The organism is Shewanella sp. 10N.286.45.A1 (assembly GCF_041470405.1).
Taxonomy (GTDB): domain Bacteria; phylum Pseudomonadota; class Gammaproteobacteria; order Enterobacterales; family Shewanellaceae; genus Shewanella.
The window spans coordinates 1-17,255 of sequence record NZ_JBFRMK010000148.1 but is presented as its reverse complement, the minus strand read 5'-3'; the positions used below and the strand labels follow the sequence as shown (position 1 = coordinate 17,255).

General features: G+C 45.6%; 13 protein-coding genes. 11 read left to right on the top strand and 2 right to left on the bottom strand.

Annotation, left to right across the window (positions count from 1 at the left end; genetic code table 11):
- The first annotated feature begins 311 nt into the window (after positions 1 to 311).
- From AB4238_RS12160 to AB4238_RS12120, 9 genes are all read left to right on the top strand, one after another.
- Entirely contained in the window at positions 312 to 1,502 is a 1,191-nt protein-coding gene (locus AB4238_RS12160) for an acetyl-CoA C-acyltransferase (protein ID WP_372033678.1), read from the top strand.
- Positions 1,503 to 1,677: 175 nt separating this feature from the next.
- Positions 1,678 to 3,177 carry a CoA-acylating methylmalonate-semialdehyde dehydrogenase gene (locus tag AB4238_RS12155; protein ID WP_220739745.1) on the top strand — a complete coding sequence of 500 codons (1,500 nt, stop codon included), beginning with the start codon at positions 1,678 to 1,680 and terminating at the stop codon, positions 3,175 to 3,177.
- Positions 3,178 to 3,386: 209 nt separating this feature from the next.
- A complete protein-coding gene (locus AB4238_RS12150; RefSeq protein WP_372033677.1) occupies positions 3,387 to 4,544 on the top strand; it encodes an acyl-CoA dehydrogenase family protein in 1,158 nt (385 codons plus the stop codon).
- Positions 4,545 to 4,591: 47 nt separating this feature from the next.
- Complete coding sequence (locus AB4238_RS12145; RefSeq protein ID WP_372033676.1) at positions 4,592 to 5,365, top strand: enoyl-CoA hydratase; 774 nt, start codon at positions 4,592 to 4,594, stop codon at positions 5,363 to 5,365.
- Positions 5,365 to 6,516 carry an enoyl-CoA hydratase/isomerase family protein gene (locus tag AB4238_RS12140; protein ID WP_372033675.1) on the top strand — a complete coding sequence of 384 codons (1,152 nt, stop codon included), beginning with the start codon at positions 5,365 to 5,367 and terminating at the stop codon, positions 6,514 to 6,516. Before AB4238_RS12145 ends, AB4238_RS12140 begins: the two co-directional genes overlap by 1 nt.
- 55 nt (positions 6,517 to 6,571) lie before the next feature.
- Positions 6,572 to 7,495 (top strand): 3-hydroxyisobutyrate dehydrogenase, encoded by a 924-nt coding sequence (gene mmsB / locus AB4238_RS12135; protein WP_372033674.1) that lies wholly within the window; start codon positions 6,572 to 6,574, stop codon positions 7,493 to 7,495.
- 11 nt (positions 7,496 to 7,506) lie between these two features.
- Positions 7,507 to 8,265, top strand: a complete 759-nt coding sequence (locus AB4238_RS12130; RefSeq protein WP_020913431.1) for an SDR family oxidoreductase — start codon at positions 7,507 to 7,509, stop codon at positions 8,263 to 8,265.
- A gap of 140 nt (positions 8,266 to 8,405) precedes the next feature.
- Positions 8,406 to 8,639, top strand: coding sequence for a hypothetical protein (locus AB4238_RS12125; protein ID WP_371990235.1), 234 nt, complete (start codon positions 8,406 to 8,408; stop codon positions 8,637 to 8,639).
- Positions 8,640 to 8,815: 176 nt separating this feature from the next.
- Positions 8,816 to 10,852 (top strand): prolyl oligopeptidase family serine peptidase, encoded by a 2,037-nt coding sequence (locus AB4238_RS12120; protein ID WP_372033673.1) that lies wholly within the window; start codon positions 8,816 to 8,818, stop codon positions 10,850 to 10,852.
- A 17-nt stretch (positions 10,853 to 10,869) separates the two neighbouring features.
- Here AB4238_RS12120 and AB4238_RS12115 read toward each other — a convergent pair whose 3' ends face one another.
- Entirely contained in the window at positions 10,870 to 11,259 is a 390-nt protein-coding gene (locus AB4238_RS12115; protein ID WP_372033672.1) for a MerR family DNA-binding protein, read from the bottom strand.
- Positions 11,260 to 11,369: 110 nt separating this feature from the next.
- On the opposite strand from AB4238_RS12115, the gene AB4238_RS12110 reads away from it, so the two are divergent.
- Both AB4238_RS12110 and AB4238_RS12105 read left to right on the top strand, forming a co-directional pair.
- A complete protein-coding gene (locus tag AB4238_RS12110) occupies positions 11,370 to 13,613 on the top strand; it encodes a heavy metal translocating P-type ATPase (RefSeq protein ID WP_372033671.1) in 2,244 nt (747 codons plus the stop codon).
- A 255-nt stretch (positions 13,614 to 13,868) separates the two neighbouring features.
- A complete protein-coding gene (locus AB4238_RS12105; RefSeq protein WP_372033670.1) occupies positions 13,869 to 15,464 on the top strand; it encodes an ABC-F family ATPase in 1,596 nt (531 codons plus the stop codon).
- Between the two features lie 170 nt (positions 15,465 to 15,634).
- Here AB4238_RS12105 and AB4238_RS12100 read toward each other — a convergent pair whose 3' ends face one another.
- Positions 15,635 to 16,606 (bottom strand): integron integrase, encoded by a 972-nt coding sequence (locus tag AB4238_RS12100; RefSeq protein ID WP_372033669.1) that lies wholly within the window; start codon positions 16,604 to 16,606, stop codon positions 15,635 to 15,637.
- Positions 16,607 to 17,255 lie beyond the last annotated feature (649 nt).

Genomic DNA, 17,255 nt, shown 5'->3' with positions numbered 1-17,255 from the left:
ATGCAATTGGTATTACACAATCTACACATTCTATTTTTAGGCTGTAAATGCAAAGTGACATTAACTGCTAATACTTTGGTAGATGTTTGACCAGCTAATACTTGCTTTACGTTAGCGTAAACGTCACAGTGTGGAAATGTTGAGCGAGATCACATTTAGCGACTGAAAAGTGTGAGGCCGATGATAAATAGACTTTGAGCCAATAGCTTTAGGTTAAGTCATTGTTCTTAGATTTATTAATACTGATGTGAAAATAGAGTTTAAGCGTAAACCTCGCAGAGAATAAGCCTAATAGTATTACTGGAGTATTTATGAGTTCAGATCTGTCAAACCAAGATATCGTTATTGTTGCTGCTAAGCGCACGCCAATGGGTGGATTCCAAGGAGCGCTTGCAACCGTCGCTTCTCCAAAATTGGCGGCGACTGCGATTAAAGGTCTGATGCAGCACAGTGGTTTAGCGGGTGAGCAGGTAGATGAAGTACTAATGGGCTGTGTATTGCCAGCTGGTCTTGGTCAAGCGCCTGCGCGTCAAGCAACTCTTGGTGCTGATTTACCGCTATCGGTTGGTGCAACCACTGTCAATAAAGTGTGTGGTTCAGGTATGAAAACCGTGATGCTTGCTCATGATTTAATCAAAGCGGGCAGTGCCAATGTGGTGATTGCCGGTGGAATGGAAAACATGAGCCAAGCGCCTTATCTACTGGATAAAGCCCGCGGCGGTATGCGCATGGGTCATGGCAAAGTGCTTGATCACATGTTTCTTGACGGTTTAGAAGATGCTTACACCGGCGGCGCGATGGGCACATTTGCACAAAACACAGCCGATGATTTTAACTTAACACGTGAGCAAATGGATGGCTTTGCGCTCAGTTCGCTAGAAAAAGCTAACAATGCTATCGCAGCAGGCGCGTTCAATGCTGAAATTACGCCTGTAACCGTTGCTAATCGCCGCGGCGATGTGGTGGTTGATACCGATGAACAACCTGGTAACGCCCGCCCAGATAAAATCCCAACACTACGAGCAGCATTTGCCAAAGACGGCACGATTACAGCGGCTAACTCTAGCTCTATTTCTGACGGCGCAGCAGCGTTAATGCTAATGACCCGTGCACAGGCGAGCGAGCTTAAATTGGAAGTGATGGCCACTATCAAAGGCCACACAACCCACGCTCAAGAACCTTCAATGTTCACTACTGCGCCGGTTGGTGCGATGAATAAACTGTTAGACAAAGTGAGCTGGAGCAAAGATGAGGTTGATCTGTTTGAGATCAACGAAGCCTTTGCCATGGTCACCATGTTGGCAGTATCTGAGCTTGGGCTCGACGCAGAAAAAGTAAATGTTAATGGCGGTGCCTGTGCACTCGGTCATCCGATTGGCTGCTCTGGCGCACGTTTGCTGGTTACGCTTATCCATGCGCTAAAAGCACGCGGCCTATCTAAAGGCGTGGCGTCATTGTGTATTGGTGGCGGCGAAGCAACTGCAATGGCGATTGAGCTTTAAGCGCTATTGGACGTAAGGTTTGAATATTAGTAATCAACAAGACTCGATTTAACTAACAGCCTGCAAGCTAGCTTTGTACTCCAGCGCTAGCTTGTAAAACAAAATAATAAGGCGCTAGTTAAATCATCATTTTGCTCATCACTATCACAAATAGATGATGAAAATAGGAAGCGATATGACCACTCAAGTTAAGCACTACATCGATGGCGAATGGATTCTAGGTAATGGCGAGCAGCAGATCGCCGTCACTAACCCTGCTAATAACGAAACAATAGCAGTAGTAAATGCAGCACTTCCAAGTGAGGTCGAAACTGCGATTGCCAGTGCAAAAACAGCATTTAGCAGTTGGAAAGAGGTACCTGTATCTGAGCGTGCTCGCGTTATGCTTAGGTACCAACATTTGCTAAAAGAACACCACGACGAGATTGCAACCATCCTTGCACAAGAGACGGGTAAAACCTTCGATGATGCAAAAGGTGATGTTTGGCGTGGTATCGAAGTTGCTGAGCATGCATGTAACATCGCTTCAATGATGATGGGCGAAACCGTTGAAAACGTTGCCCGTTCGATTGACACTTATAGCTACACCCAGCCTTTAGGCGTGTGTGCTGGTATCACTCCATTTAACTTCCCAGCGATGATCCCACTATGGATGTTCCCGCTGGCGATTGCTTGTGGTAACACTTTCATTCTTAAGCCGTCTGAACAAGATCCTATGACGCCGCAACGACTGATTGAGCTGTTTGAACAAGCGGGCGCACCAAAAGGTGTGGTGCAGCTAATTCACGGTGATAAGACAGCGGTTGATATTGTGTTACGTCACCCTGACATCAAAGCCATCTCATTTGTGGGTTCAGTGAATGTTGGCCAGTACATCTATAAAACCGGTACTGACAACCTTAAGCGCGTGCAAGCGTTTGCTGGCGCTAAAAACCACTGCGTGATCATGCCTGATGCTAACAAACAGCAAGTGATTAATAACCTGGTTGGCGCATCAGTTGGTGCGGCAGGTCAGCGTTGTATGGCGCTTTCGGTTGCCGTCTTTGTTGGCGCAGCAAAAGAGTGGATCCCAGAACTTAAAGAAGCGATCGCTAAGGTTAAGCCTGGTCTTTGGGATGACAAAGATGCCGCTTACGGTCCGGTCATTAGTCCTGCAGCTAAGCAACGTGTGGTTGGCCTTATCGCTCAAGGGATTGAAGAGGGCGCAGATTGCTTACTCGATGGCACAAACTTCACCGTTGAAGGTCATGAGTCAGGTAACTGGGTAGGTCCTACCATGTTCGATAAAGTCACTACAGATATGAGTATCTACAAAGAGGAGATTTTTGGCCCAGTACTGTGTTGTATGAACGCTGAAACTCTAGAAGATGCAATTGCGATAGTTAACGACAGCCCATACGGTAACGGTACTTCAATCTTTACCGCCAGTGGCGCCGCAGCGCGTAAATATCAACATGAAATTGAAGTCGGCCAAGTGGGTATTAATGTGCCTATTCCTGTGCCCCTACCGTTTTTCTCATTTACTGGTTGGAAGGGCAGCTTCTACGGCGACCAACACGCTTATGGCAAGCAAGCTGTGCGTTTCTACACTGAGACTAAGACCATTACTGCGCGCTGGTTTGAGTCTGATATCGCTGTGGCATCAGCGCCAAACATGACTATTGATCTTAAGTAAAAGCACAAGTTAATTGCCACCTCAATGAGGTGGCAATGTTCGTTTAGATAGCAGCTTTCCAGCCTAGCAAAACGAACCCTTTAATAATGAATAGAGGTCAGCAGTGGCTGGGAACATCCATCCGCTAGCTAAAGACCCTTAGCCTATATTGCAGCAGCAATCATAAAGGCAATAGACAGTATTGTACCAAGTACAACAGGAGTACCCAGATGGACTTTAATCTGAATGACGACCAACGCCAGTTTGCAGATCTTGCACAGCAGTTTTCTACCGAAGAGTTAGCCCCTTTTGCAGCCAAGTGGGATGAAGAGCATCATTTTCCTAAAGATGTCATTCAAAAAGCCGGCGAGCTAGGATTCTGCTCACTATATTCGCCAGAATCAGAAGGCGGTATGGGGTTGTCACGTCTCGACTCATCGATTATTTTTGAGCAACTCGCGATGGGCTGTACCGCCACGACCGCGATGCTAACCATTCACAACATGGCCACTTGGATGGTCACTAGCTTTGGCTCGCAAACATTACGCGATGAATGGTCTGAACAACTTACTAGCGGCGAAAAACTGGCATCGTACTGCTTAACGGAGCCGGGTGCTGGTAGCGACGCGGCATCACTGCAAACTAAAGCGGTGCGTGATGGTGATGATTACCTGATCTCAGGCTCTAAAGTATTTATCTCGGGTGCTGGCGCAACGGAAATGCTGGTTGTGATGTGCCGTACTGGCGAAGCGGGTCCTAAGGGGATCTCTGCCATTGCGATTCCTGCAGATGCTGATGGCGTGAGTTATGGCAAAGCGGAAGACAAGATGGGCTGGAATGCGCAGCCAACTCGCCAAATCACCTTTGACAATGTACGCGTACCAGTAAGCAACCTTCTAGGCGAAGAGGGACAAGGTTTTACCTTCGCAATGAAGGGGCTTGATGGCGGTCGAATCAATATTGCCACCTGTTCAATTGGTACCGCTCAAGCTGCACTAGAGCGTGCAACTGAGTACATGAATGAGCGTAAGCAGTTTGGTAAACCTTTGGCAGCCTTTCAAGCGCTGCAGTTTAAATTAGCGGATATGGCAACTGAACTGGTTGCAGCAAGACAACTGGTACGTTTGGCCGCCTTTAAACTGGATCAACAAGATCCTGAAGCGACCGCATATTGCGCCATGGCCAAACGTTTCGCGACGGATATTGGCTTCCAAGTGTGTGACGCAGCGCTGCAGATCCACGGTGGTTACGGTTATATTCGTGAATACCCATTAGAGCGCCATGTACGTGATGTTCGAGTGCATCAGATCTTAGAGGGAACCAACGAAATTATGCGTTTGATTATTTCGCGTCGTTTACTGGATGAAAATGCTGGCGCTATTTTGTAAGCGTTAGGCTTTTCATCGTCGAATAAAATTATTTAAAAGGAGTTTCCATGTCACTGTTATTAGAAAAAATTGTCGGCCATACAGCGGTTATCAGCATGAATAACCCGCCTGCAAACACATGGACAGCACAAAGCTTACAAGAGCTTAAAGCAAAAGTACTTAAACTCAATGACAACAAAGACGTGTATGCGTTAGTGATTACAGGTGAAGGGGAAAAGTTCTTCTCTGCTGGTGCCGATCTTAAACTGTTTGCTGATGGCGATAAGAGTAACGCTGCAGATATGGCGCGTTACTTTGGTGAAGCGTTCGAGACTTTGAGCGCCTTTCGTGGGGTATCGATTGCGGCGATTAATGGTTACGCCATGGGCGGTGGTTTAGAGGTCGCGCTTGCCTGTGATCTGCGTATATGTGAACAGCAAGCACAGATGGCATTGCCTGAAGCTACCGTTGGTCTACTTCCTTGTGCGGGCGGTACCCAAAACCTAACAGCATTAGTCGGCGAAGGTTGGACTAAACGTATGATCCTCTGCGGTGAGCGCATTAAGTCGGCTAAAGCTGAAGCGATAGGCTTAGTTGAAGAGGTGGTTGCTACCGGGGAAAGCTTTAACGCGGCCATGGCGCTTGCGGAAAAAGTAGCCAATCAAAGCCCGAGTAGCGTGGCAGCATGTAAACGTTTAGTACAGGCGGGCCGCACAATGCCGCGCGCTGAGGCGTTGCCACTAGAGCGCACTGAGTTTGCTGATCTGTTTGATACCGAAGATCAAACCGAAGGTGTTAGCGCATTTTTAAATAAGCGCAAAGCAGTTTGGAAGAACGGCTAATGACGACAAACTCTAATACGCAAAGTAACAGCGTGGTGTTCCAAACTTTGGGCACTGTGTCAGGTAAGCAGATAGGTGTCGCCACGCTTAATATTGAGAAAGCGCTAAATGCGTTGAATATTGAGATGGTAGAGGCACTGACTCATCAATTAAGCCAATGGCGCAGTGACAATAATATTGCCGCAGTGGTATTAGATGGCGCTGGAGAAAAGGCTTTTTGCGCTGGCGGTGATGTGAGAGCCATTTATCACGCTGCAGTTGCCACTCCAGGTGAAGTTACCGCTCAAGCCACTGAGTTTTTTAGCCAAGAGTATCAGCTCGATTACCTACTCCATACCTTTGGCAAGCCTGTCGTGGTTTGGGGCGATGGCATCGTCATGGGCGGTGGGCTAGGTTTGATGGCAGGCGCAAGCCATAGAATCGTCACTGAGCACTCACGTATTGCGATGCCGGAAGTCACTATTGGCTTATATCCCGATGTTGGTGGCAGCTACTTTTTGAACCGTATGCCGGGTAAAGCGGGTTTGTTCCTAGGAATGACCGCCTACAATATGAATGGCGCTGATGCCCATTATGTCGGCATCGGTAACCACTATCTCAATCGTGATGATAAAGCGCTGCTATTTGATGCGATGGCAACTATTGATTGGTCAGACGATAAAGCGAGCAACCATCAAAGACTGCATGTGCTTATCGACGCTATGCAAGCAGACTGTAAAACACCGTTAGCGCAGAGTCAGCTGCAAGTCCATCAAGCGCAAATCGATGAGCTAATGAGCGGCGACTTACCAGCCATTATTGAACGCGTAAGCTCACTTGATAGCGAGACTAAAGAGGCGCAACCTTGGCTAGCCAAAGCCTGCAAAGTGATGCTTGCTGGTAGCCCAATCAGTTTGGCATTGGTACACAAACAGGCTCAGCTTGGCACTGAAATGACCTTGGCTGAAGTGTTTAAGTTTGAATTAGGCTTAAGTGTTAATTGCTGCGCTAAAGCAGACTTTGCTGAAGGTGTACGCGCACTGCTTATCGATAAAGATAGAAATCCAAATTGGCTCTATAAAGACGTGGCCTCAGTACCCAATGAACTGTTGGTGTCATTGATGCAGTCACCTTGGGATGAAAATGGTCATCCATTAAGGCTACAGAGCTAAATTACTTGTACAAAGGAAAGATTAACGCACTTGTAAAAGTGCCCAGGAGCAAAAGATGAGTACTGTTGCATTTATTGGTTTAGGAAACATGGGCGGCCCAATGGCCGTTAATCTAATTAAAGCTGGCTTTACCGTTAGAGTGTTTGACTTGGTTCCTGCGGCGATGCAAGCGTTAGCCGAGCAAGGCGCACTTACTGCAACAAGTGCATGTGGCGCTGCTGCAGGTAGTGATATCGTGGTAACTATGTTGCCAGCGGGCAAGCACGTTCGCAGTCTTTATGTTGGCGATGCTGATAACAAAGGCCTTATTGATGTGGTTGGCGCTGGTACCTTGCTGATTGATTGCTCGACTATTGATGCAGACAGTGCTCGTTTTGTGGCAAGTCATGCTGCTGATAAAGGTCTTGAGTTTATTGATGCGCCAGTCTCTGGCGGCACCGCAGGCGCTACCGCTGGCACTCTGACCTTCATTTGTGGTGGTACTGATAACGCCTTTGAACAAGCACAAGGCGTACTCACCGCAATGGGGGCGAATATCTTCCATGCTGGCGGCGCTGGAGCTGGCCAAGTTGCCAAAATCTGTAATAACATGCTGTTGTCGGTATTGATGGTAGCAACGTCAGAATCTTTACAGATGGGCGTCGATCACGGGCTTGACCCAAAAGTGCTTTCTGACATCATGAAGGTCAGTAGTGGTGGTAATTGGACGCTAGATAAATATAATCCTTGTCCAGGAGTGATGGACTCGGTACCGTCATCCAACGATTATCAAGGTGGCTTTATGGTCGACTTGATGGTGAAAGACTTAGGATTGAGCCAAGAAGCGGCATTGTTATCTAATTCAAGCACGCCCATGGGCGCATTAGCGCGTAGCTTTTATGTGAATCATGCACGCCAAGGCAACGGTAGAAGAGATTTTTCGAGTATTTTTGAGCAGTTTGCTCCTAGCTCATCAGAGCAATCAACAAACAAAAAATAAAGGGTAATTCAATGGATTTAAAAGATAAGGTAGTTGTTATTACTGGCGGTGCTGGTGGACTAGGTTACGCAATGGCGGAAAATTTAGCGGCCGCAGGTGCAAAGCTAGCACTTATCGATGTTGACCAAGAGAAGCTGGAAAAGGCTTGTGCCAACCTTGGTGCAACCACAGAAGTTCAAGGTTACGCACTAGATATTACCGACGAAGAAGATGTTTTTTCTGGTTTTCAGTTTATTAAAGAAGATTTTGGTCAAGTTAATGTACTGATCAACAACGCAGGTATTTTGCGTGATGGCTTAATGCTAAAAGCCAAAGAGGGGCAGGTGATTGATCGCATGTCTTTCGACCAGTTCCAGTCGGTGATTAATGTGAACCTAACTGGCACATTCCTATGTGGCCGTGAAGCGGCCGCAGCGATGATCGAAACTGGCCAAGAGGGCGTGATTATAAACATCTCTAGTCTGGCCAAGGCAGGTAACATGGGGCAGTCAAACTACTCAGCTTCTAAAGCTGGCGTAGCGGCGATGAGTGTCGGTTGGGCTAAAGAGCTTGCGCGTTATAATATCCGCAGTGCAGCAGTCGCACCTGGGGTCATTGAAACTGAAATGACAGCGGCAATGAAACCTGAAGCGCTAGAGCGTCTGGAGAAAATGGTGCCTGTTGGCCGTTTAGGTCAAGCTGAAGAGATTGCATCAACAATACGCTTTATCATTGAAAACGACTATGTCAATGGTCGTGTATTTGAGATTGATGGCGGTATTCGTTTGTAATTTCAGCTTCAACAACATTAACGGGCTTAGGCCCGTTTTTTATGGCAATACTCGCGACTGAACGGACGCCAATTGAACTTTAGCCAAGGTATAAGCCATAATATACCTAGATGTTACTATTAAAGGAGTGTGGGGTTTAGATGGAGTGGTTAGAGAAAACGACCAAATGGATGATGCTTATTGTTGGCACTTGTGGCCTGCTGGTGATCTATTTCGGCTTTTTTTATTTGATGTTTAATGGACGAAGCACCGCCGTTATTCCTTGGTATATTTTGATTTCTCCGTGGATATGTATCTACTTTGGCCTAAAACAACGCACCCAAATTGAAGTTATACGCTGGTTTACGAGCAAGTTCAGCCGCAAACAACTCTAAGCTAAAGCTATACGACTCATAAAGCCTCTATACTGGATAGCAAGCAACCGATCCCTTTGGATTAAATACATTTAATTGCCGTTTCATTAATGCAGTTGATATAATCGCCATATTAGCTTTATCATCACTCTAAGATTGAAAGCAACTTCATCACTCATATGATTTCTAGGCGGCCAATGAGATTTATATTTGCATCGATATTAACTGCTACCTTGTTATTAGCCATTACCGGTTGTGACGTTTCGCCAACAAAACAACCCAAAGTCGCCGATTCTGAAGCGCTGCCCGATGGGGTTCAGGTGGCTGATTATGGTAGCTGGAAATCCCCGGTTGATGCGGAGCATGTATACGACCTCTCAGACAGCATTGGTGAGCTGCAAGTTACCACTGGCAGTATCTATTTCACTATACGTGATGAAAGTAATGAAGGGCGTCGTGGCGTTCAACGCATAGAAGAAAATGGCACGGTTACCGAAGCCATCCCATCGAATTTTGATATAGGCAGCCGAGTACACGAATATGGTGGTGCTCCCTTTGTTGCTATTGGCAATAGCTTGTTTGCCACTAAATACTCCGACCAACTGTTATACCGCATTGCGCCCAATCAAACGCCGTTTGCATTAACGCCCCCCGGAACGCGCCATGCTGACTGTATATCAAACTCTAGAGCTTCCCGTTTAATATGTGTACGTGAAGACCATCGAGAGGCTGGCAAAGTCACAAATCAGCTGGTGGGTATTAATTTAAGTTATGCCGATGAAGGCGAGGTACTGGCTACTGGCGCCGACTTTTACTCAACCCCTGTATTGTCACCCGATCAAACTCAATTAGTCTGGGTGACCTGGCAACACCCTAATATGCCATGGGATCACACCCAGTTATGGCTTGGCGATGTTGATAACAAGGGCGCTGTTATTAATGTAAAACAGGTGGCAACGGAGCAGTCAGGCTCGATTATTCAGCCACTTTTTAGCCCTAGTGGGCAGCTGTACTTTATCGCCGATTATAGTAATTGGTGGAATATTTACCGTTTAAATGAGCTGGGGCAAGCTGAAATTGTATTGGCACAGGAAGGGGAGTTTGCTGTTGCTAATTGGCATCTAGGTAATCACAACTATGCCTTTGAAAGTGAGCAGACGATAGTTGCAAGTTACAACCATGAGGGGCAAGCTGGCTTAGTTCGAATCGACACTGAAAGTGGCGTAACAGAACCTATCGCGGTTGATTTTGCTGATATCGCTTATGTCACTAAAAGTGACGATGGAGTGATTTTTGTTGGCTCTAAAGAGACACCTGAAAAAGGCATTTATAAAGTGCAAGGTCGCGCAGCACAGCTGATGTATGCGCCAAACTTGGCCGTTATGGACCCCAACTTTATCTCAAGAGCTGAAAGCGTTAGCTTTAAAACGGGCGATCGCGACACCGCGTACGGCTATTTCTACAAACCCGAGAACCCCAATTTTCAAGCGCCTGCAGGGCAAGAGCCGCCGCTAGTGATGTTTCTGCACCGTGGCCCGACTGCACAAGCAAGTCGAGTGTTTAGGCGCGATATTCAATATTGGACCAGCCGCGGTTTCGCCGTTTTTGATCTTAACTATCGTGGCAGCACAGGCTTTGGCAGAGATTACCGCAATAGTTTATATGGCAAGTGGGGCCGTTCGGATGTAGAGGATGCTGTGCGCGCTGCGGGTTTCCTCGTTAATAGAGGTGATGTAGACGGCCGTAAGCTGGCGATTAGAGGTTCACGGGCGGGTGGTTTTACTGCACTGTCAGCGGTTGCTTATTACAGTACTTTTGGGGCGGCGGTGAGTTATTCAGGTATTAGTGACGCCCAGTCATTTAGACGACATTCCAATAAGTTTGAAAGTAACTATTTAGAAAGACTGATTGGAACCGTCGACAACTATAAGTTGCGTTCGGCAATGAATAACTTATCAGGGATTAATGAGCCGTTGCTGCTCATTCAAGGGGTGAATGATTCATTGATCCCCGCAGAGCAAACATTGCAGCTTTATAATGCAGTCAAACGCAAAGGCACGCCGGTTGCCTATCTAGAGTTTAATGATGATGCCGCTAATCGCGTCTCGCCTGAAAGTAAAAAGCGGGCACTCGAATCTGAGTTATCTTTCTATGGTCAGGTGTTTGGCTTTAAGCCTGCAGGGGAATCCCCGACGCTTATTATTGAGAACATCGCTAACTTAAAGCGCAGGTAACTATCCCCGTTAGATTATTAACGGGTTGGGTTCAACCCCTTTAAAATAGCGCAGTTGGGTTGTTGCCCGCCTTTACAGTCATGGATTAAATGCTGCAGCTGATTTTTCAAATTAGTCAGGTGCGCAATCCTTTGCGCTACATCCTCAAGGTGATGTTGCGCTAACGCTTTTACATCGGCGGCATTACGCTGGCTATCTTGCTGCAAATCGAGCAGCGCTTTACAATCTTCTAAGGTAAAGCCGAGTGCGCGGCAATGCTGTATAAAACTCAAAGCATCAATCTGTGCTTGGCCATACTCTCGGTAGCCGTTGTCGTTTTTTACCCCCTCCACCAGACCGATATCATGGTAGTAACGAATGCTCTTTACTGACAAATTTGTCAGTTTTGCCACAGCGCCTATCTTCATTATTGCCCCACTCAAAAATAAATTGCATTGATGTTTGACTCTCCCCTTATGGGAGACATTACGCTTAATACATCAAAGGTACAAATATTAATCAGATCTGGAGCAGAACTATGCAATCAATCACCCTCTATGTGCCCAGTATGAGCTGTGCAAGCTGTGTCGCCAAAATCGAGTCAGCGTTTACGCAGACTAATAACCAAACAAAACTAAATGCTGATATTAGCGCTAGAGTAAACCTTGCAGATAAGCAGGTGCAGGTCTTCGGTGAGATAGCCGCAGACAAAGCCATTGCCTTGGTTGCAGCCGTTGGCTATCAGGCTGAGCTGCTACAAGATCCACGCAAAGGCGCACAGCAGAAACAGCGCGATGAAGCAAAAGAGTATAAAGTTCGCATTATTCAAGCTGCCATCGGCCTTGGCTTAGGCGTGCCATTAATGTTGTGGGGCTTACTTGGCGGCGAAATGATGGTCAATAGCCCGACCCAGCAACTAAGTTGGGGCATTGTTGGCTTAGTGACGTTACTGGTAATGGCAACCACTGGACGGCATTTCTATCAAGGCATGTGGCGCGCCATAAAAGCGCGCAGCGCGAACATGGACACCTTAATTGCACTCGGTACCAGCGCAGCATGGGTTTATTCAATGTTGGTGGTCACTGCGCCGCAATGGTTCCCTGCAGATACGCGTCATGTCTATTTTGAAGCGAGCGTGATGATCTTGGGCTTGATCAACCTCGGCCATGCTCTGGAGCTTAGAGCCCGGGGAAAAACCAGTGAAGCGGTGCAGCGCTTACTAGGTATGCAAGCCAACACTGCAATTCGGATAACCGATGCAGGCGATGAGGAGGTTGAGATAAACCAAATTAAGCTAGGCGATAAGTTACGCTTAAGACCCGGCGCCAAAGTGGCACTCGATGGCGAAATTGTTAGCGGGCAAACATTGATCAATGAATCGATGTTAACCGGCGAGCCAGTGCCAGTGCACAAAGCTGAGGGTGACAGTGTTAATGCCGGTACAGTTAATGGTAATGGCAGTTTGATTTATCGGGTCACCGCGGGTGAGCGTGACACTAAACTGGCCAAAATTATCGAGCTAGTACAGCAGGCGCAAACATCCAAAATGCCGATAGGCCGTTTAACCGACAAAATATCCGCCTACTTTGTACCAGCAGTTATCGTTATCGCACTAATATGCGCCATTATTTGGTACCTAGCAGGCCCTGCACCAGCATTGTCACATGCGTTAGTCGTGCTCACTAGTGTGCTTATTATTGCGTGCCCCTGTGCACTTGGGCTAGCAACACCTATGTCGATCATGGCGTCAGTGGGACGTGCTGCAAAGATGGGAGTGCTGGTTAGAAATGGCGAGGCGTTGCAAACCGCCAGTAAAGTCACAACCGTAGTGCTAGATAAAACCGGCACGGTTACTCAAGGTGCGCCGCAGGTAACCGAATTTATTATGCTACAGCCACAAATGGATGAACAAAGCCTTCTCAGTGATGTGGCCACGTTAGAACAACATTCTGAACATCCGCTCGCGAGTGCAATTTTAACCAAAGCCAAACAGTCGAATGCGACCCTGCTAGAGCCTGAGCTATTCACTAACCTACAAGGGCGAGGTATTACAGGCAAGGTAAAGGGCGCACAATACGCGATTGGTAACCTGAGCTTAATGCAGCATATCGGTACCGATGATGTCTCTGCCCACCAACCGCAAATATCTCGGTTAACAAGCTTGGGTAAAACGCCAGTATTTGTCGCTAAAAATCAGCATTTAGTCGCGATCATCGCAATAAGCGATCCAATTAAAGAGGATGCTGTTGCAGCCATAAGCGCAATGAAAAGCAGTGGCCTCAAGGTGGTGCTATTAACTGGCGATAATCAACAAACAGCCAATGCTGTGGCAGATGTCGTTGGCATTAGTACAGTATTTGCCAATGTGTTACCCGAGCAGAAACAGCAAAAAGTGCTAGAGTTGCAACAAAAGGGTGAGGTGGTCGCCATGGTGGGTGATGGTATCAATGATGCGCCTGCATTAATGAGTGCGGATATTGGCCTTGCCATGGGCAGTGGTACGGATATCGCCATCGAAAGCGCAGATTTTACGCTTTTGTCAGCAAGATTGATGGTGGTTGCAGAGACTCTAATGCTTGCAAAAGCCAGCATGAGAAACATCAAACAAAATTTATTTGGCGCCTTTATTTATAACAGTTTAGGGATCCCGCTTGCAGCTGGCGTGTTGTTTCCATTTACCGGTTTATTACTAAGTCCTGTGGTCGCTGGCGCCGCAATGGCGCTGTCATCACTCACTGTGGTCAGCAATGCAAATAGATTGCGTAAGGTAAAGCTGGTTTAACGTTATAGACAGAGATAAAAGCTGATTACAGTTATAGCCAACTTTTTAATAGTTATCTCATTCGCTGAGGACGATCGCAGTTGATAATTTAGGCTAGAATGCTATAGTATCGCGCTTAATTTTATAGGCTGTGCGCCCACTTGCGTGAGTCTTCGACCAGTAAGTTGAGGTGGAGTAAAGCACTCTACTCGATTTACTGGTTTTTGTTTTATCTATGATCTCTTTAAGTCATATAACCAAAAGCGGAATGTCACTTTGATTACTACAGCTAACATCACCATGCAGTTTGGCTCTAAGCCACTGTTTGAAAACATCTCAATTAAGTTTGGCGGCGGCAACCGTTACGGTTTAATCGGCGCCAACGGTTGTGGTAAATCAACCTTTATGAAGATCCTTGCCGGTGATCTTGAGCCAACTTCTGGTAACGTTTCATTAGATGTTAATGAGCGTTTAGGTAAGTTGAGCCAGAACCAGTTTGGTTACGAAGAGTTCAACGTGGTTGATACCGTGATCATGGGGCACGCTGAGCTTTGGGAAGTGAAGAAAGAGCGAGATCGTATCTACTCTCTACCTGAAATGACTGAAGAAGACGGCATTAAAGTTGCTGATCTTGAGATGGAATTTGCAGAGATGGACGGTTACACCGCTGAATCTCGCGCTGGCGAACTGCTAATGGGCGTAGGTATTGGCGTTGACCAGCACTTTGGTCTAATGAGCGAAATTGCACCGGGCTTTAAGCTACGAGTGCTATTGGCACAGGCGCTATTCTCAGATCCTGATGTACTGCTACTAGACGAACCAACCAACAACTTGGACATCGACACTATTCGTTGGTTGCAAGAGATGCTGAACCAACGTAACAGCACCATGATTATCATCTCGCACGATAGATATTTCTTGAACTCTGTATGTACTCACATGGCTGACTTGGATTACGGTGATATCCGCGTATTCCCAGGCAACTACGATGAGTACATGATGGCTGCACAACAGTCGCGTGAGCGCTTGATGTCTGACAACGCTAAGAAGAAAGCACAGATTGCTGAGCTTCAAGGCTTCGTAGCACGTTTCTCCGCTAACGCATCTAAAGCAAAGCAAGCCACATCGCGTGCTAAGCTAATCGACAAGATTAAGCTTGATGAAGTTAAAGCTTCTAGCCGTGTGAACCCGTTTATCCGTTTCGAGCAAGAGAAGAAATTGTTCCGTAACGCGTTAATCGTTGAAGAGCTAAGTAAAGGCTTTGACGAGCAGCTGTTTAAAGATCTTAATATCATTGCCGAAGTGGGTGAGCGTATCGCCATTTTGGGTGACAACGGTGTGGGTAAAACTACCTTGTTACGTACATTAGTACACGATATCCCACAAGATAGCGGCACTATTCAATGGTCTGAAAACTCATCGATTGGTTACTACGCCCAGGATCATGAGTCAGATTTCGAAAACGACATGACCTTGTTTGAGTGGATGAGCCAGTGGCGCAAGCCAGAAGATGATGACCAATCAGTACGTGGTTACTTAGGCCGTATGCTATTTGGCTCTGACGATATTAAAAAGTCAGTCAAAGTGCTTTCTGGTGGTGAAAAGGGTCGTATGTTGTTCGGTAAGCTTATTATGCAAAAGCCAAACATCTTGCTACTTGATGAGCCAACCAACCACATGGATATGGAATCAATTGAGTCGCTCAACAACGCACTTGAGATGTATGAAGGTACATTGCTGTTTGTTAGTCATGACCGTGCATTCGTATCATCACTGGCTAACCGTATTATTGAGATCACACCAAATGGTGTAAATGATTTCAAAGGCACATACGATGAGTTCCTAGTGAGCAAAGGTGTTGTTGAAGGTTAATCCTTTAAACATGATTTTTGACTAAAAGCCCGATGATGTCGGGCTTTTTTGTGCCTGAAACATTTATATTTGGTAACCTAGAAATGAAGGCTGATCACATTTTCAGTTAAATGTTTCAACTATTCTTTACTTATACAGTCAGGCAAGTTTTTTAGCATCGATATACAGCCTTAACCTACTATATCTGATAAGCGGTCAAAAGGACTGATTGTTCCAGCTCTATTTTGCCCAAGAACATGTGTGTAAATTTCTGTCGTTCGCAGATCTTTATGCCCTAATAACTCTTGTACTGTTCGTATATCACTGCCCTGCGCCAATAGCTGTGTAGCAAATGAATGGCGAAAAGTGTGGGCTGTCACTCTTTTTTGAACATTACTTTTTATCACAGCGTTTCTCAGGTTTTTCGAGAAACTCGACTCATGAACATGATGACGACAAAGGTAACCGTCAATGGGGTGGTAACAGGTCGTTGTCGATGGAAATAGGTACTGCCAACTCAAGTCTTTTAATACTGTTTTGTATTTTCGGTGTAAAGCAGAAGGAACCGAAGTGAGGCCATTTCCATTATTTAAGTCATTTTCATGGATTTTATTGACCAACTGTATTTGGTTTTGCAAGGGTTTATTTAATTGCTTAGGTAATAGTGTATATCGATCTTTTGCCCCTTTCCCTCTAAAAACAAACAAAGATTGAGCCTCAATATTCACGTTTTGTATTCTTAATGATAAAGCTTCCCGCAGCCTTAACCCGCAACCATATAACAATGAGGTGAGTAACCAATATGGAGTAGTAAGTTTCGTTAGTATCGATGCGACCTCGATAGGTGTTAATACTGTTGGTAAGTTCTTTGGCTTTTTAGCATAGCCATATTTTAAACCTTCAAACTCAATACTGAGCACATGTTTGAACATAAAAATTAATGCACATAAGGCTTGGTTTTGTGTTGCCGAACTGACACCACGATTACAGCCAAGAAACGTGAGAAATTGCTCAATATGGCAGCCTTGCATATCTTTTGGGTGCATATACTGATGAAACCTAATGAAATAACGTACCCAATACAGATAGCTTTTCTCAGTTCTCAAACTGTAATGTTTAGTTCTTAACACTTGCCGAATAGATTCAATAAAAGATGATGACATGGCGCTCTTGCCTATGAGTGCTGTATGTATATACAGTTATAATAGATGTTGTACATTTTTGCCAATATTTGGGGTTAAAAAGGAAAGGTACTTGAATTGCTGGGTTGTTAAGTAACTGTTTTAAGTGGGTTATTTGTAGTGGTTAACTCTAAGGATATCACAAATATTCAAATTCTGACTTTCACGATTAGAAGTGTTAGCAAAAGTACTGGTAATGACGGCATAAAGCATTGAATTTGTGTCCATTTCAGGTTAGCTTGTTAACATTAAAGTAACTCGGCTGTCTGTTCTTATTCGGAATTCAGCCTAATATACTGTTATGTTGCAAGGAAGGTATGGAGTGTTGGTAAAGTTACAGAAGCATATATTTTCACTGTCTTTCGTATGCATAATTCTATTTTTTATTTTACATTACCTTGGTTACAACAAAGAGTCGCTAATAACCATTTACTTGTTTTTGTGTGTTTGGGGTGTTGAAAAATGCTTATCTTGGCAGCTGGGTTATAAAATAGGAGTTGCTCCGATGGTAACTATACCTGCAAAAGCCAATAGCCAAATTAGGTTACTTGGGCTAAGTTGGGGTGTATTTGTTTTAGCTTTGGGTATTTATAATTTATTCAGTGTATTAGCAACATAACGTATAAGGATA

Excerpts from the sequence above, each read along its gene's own strand:
- AB4238_RS12160 (WP_372033678.1), top strand. The coding sequence starts at position 312 with ATGAGTTCAGATCTGTCAAACCAAGATATCGTTATTGTTGCTGCTAAG.
- AB4238_RS12155 (WP_220739745.1), top strand. The coding sequence starts at position 1,678 with ATGACCACTCAAGTTAAGCACTACATCGATGGCGAATGGATTCTAGGT.
- AB4238_RS12150 (WP_372033677.1), top strand. The coding sequence starts at position 3,387 with ATGGACTTTAATCTGAATGACGACCAACGCCAGTTTGCAGATCTTGCA.
- AB4238_RS12145 (WP_372033676.1), top strand. The coding sequence starts at position 4,592 with ATGTCACTGTTATTAGAAAAAATTGTCGGCCATACAGCGGTTATCAGC.
- AB4238_RS12140 (WP_372033675.1), top strand. The coding sequence starts at position 5,365 with ATGACGACAAACTCTAATACGCAAAGTAACAGCGTGGTGTTCCAAACT.
- mmsB (WP_372033674.1), top strand. The coding sequence starts at position 6,572 with ATGAGTACTGTTGCATTTATTGGTTTAGGAAACATGGGCGGCCCAATG.
- AB4238_RS12130 (WP_020913431.1), top strand. The coding sequence starts at position 7,507 with ATGGATTTAAAAGATAAGGTAGTTGTTATTACTGGCGGTGCTGGTGGA.
- AB4238_RS12125 (WP_371990235.1), top strand. The coding sequence starts at position 8,406 with ATGGAGTGGTTAGAGAAAACGACCAAATGGATGATGCTTATTGTTGGC.
- AB4238_RS12120 (WP_372033673.1), top strand. The coding sequence starts at position 8,816 with ATGAGATTTATATTTGCATCGATATTAACTGCTACCTTGTTATTAGCC.
- AB4238_RS12115 (WP_372033672.1), bottom strand. The coding sequence starts at position 11,259 with ATGAAGATAGGCGCTGTGGCAAAACTGACAAATTTGTCAGTAAAGAGC.
- AB4238_RS12110 (WP_372033671.1), top strand. The coding sequence starts at position 11,370 with ATGCAATCAATCACCCTCTATGTGCCCAGTATGAGCTGTGCAAGCTGT.
- AB4238_RS12100 (WP_372033669.1), bottom strand. The coding sequence starts at position 16,606 with ATGTCATCATCTTTTATTGAATCTATTCGGCAAGTGTTAAGAACTAAA.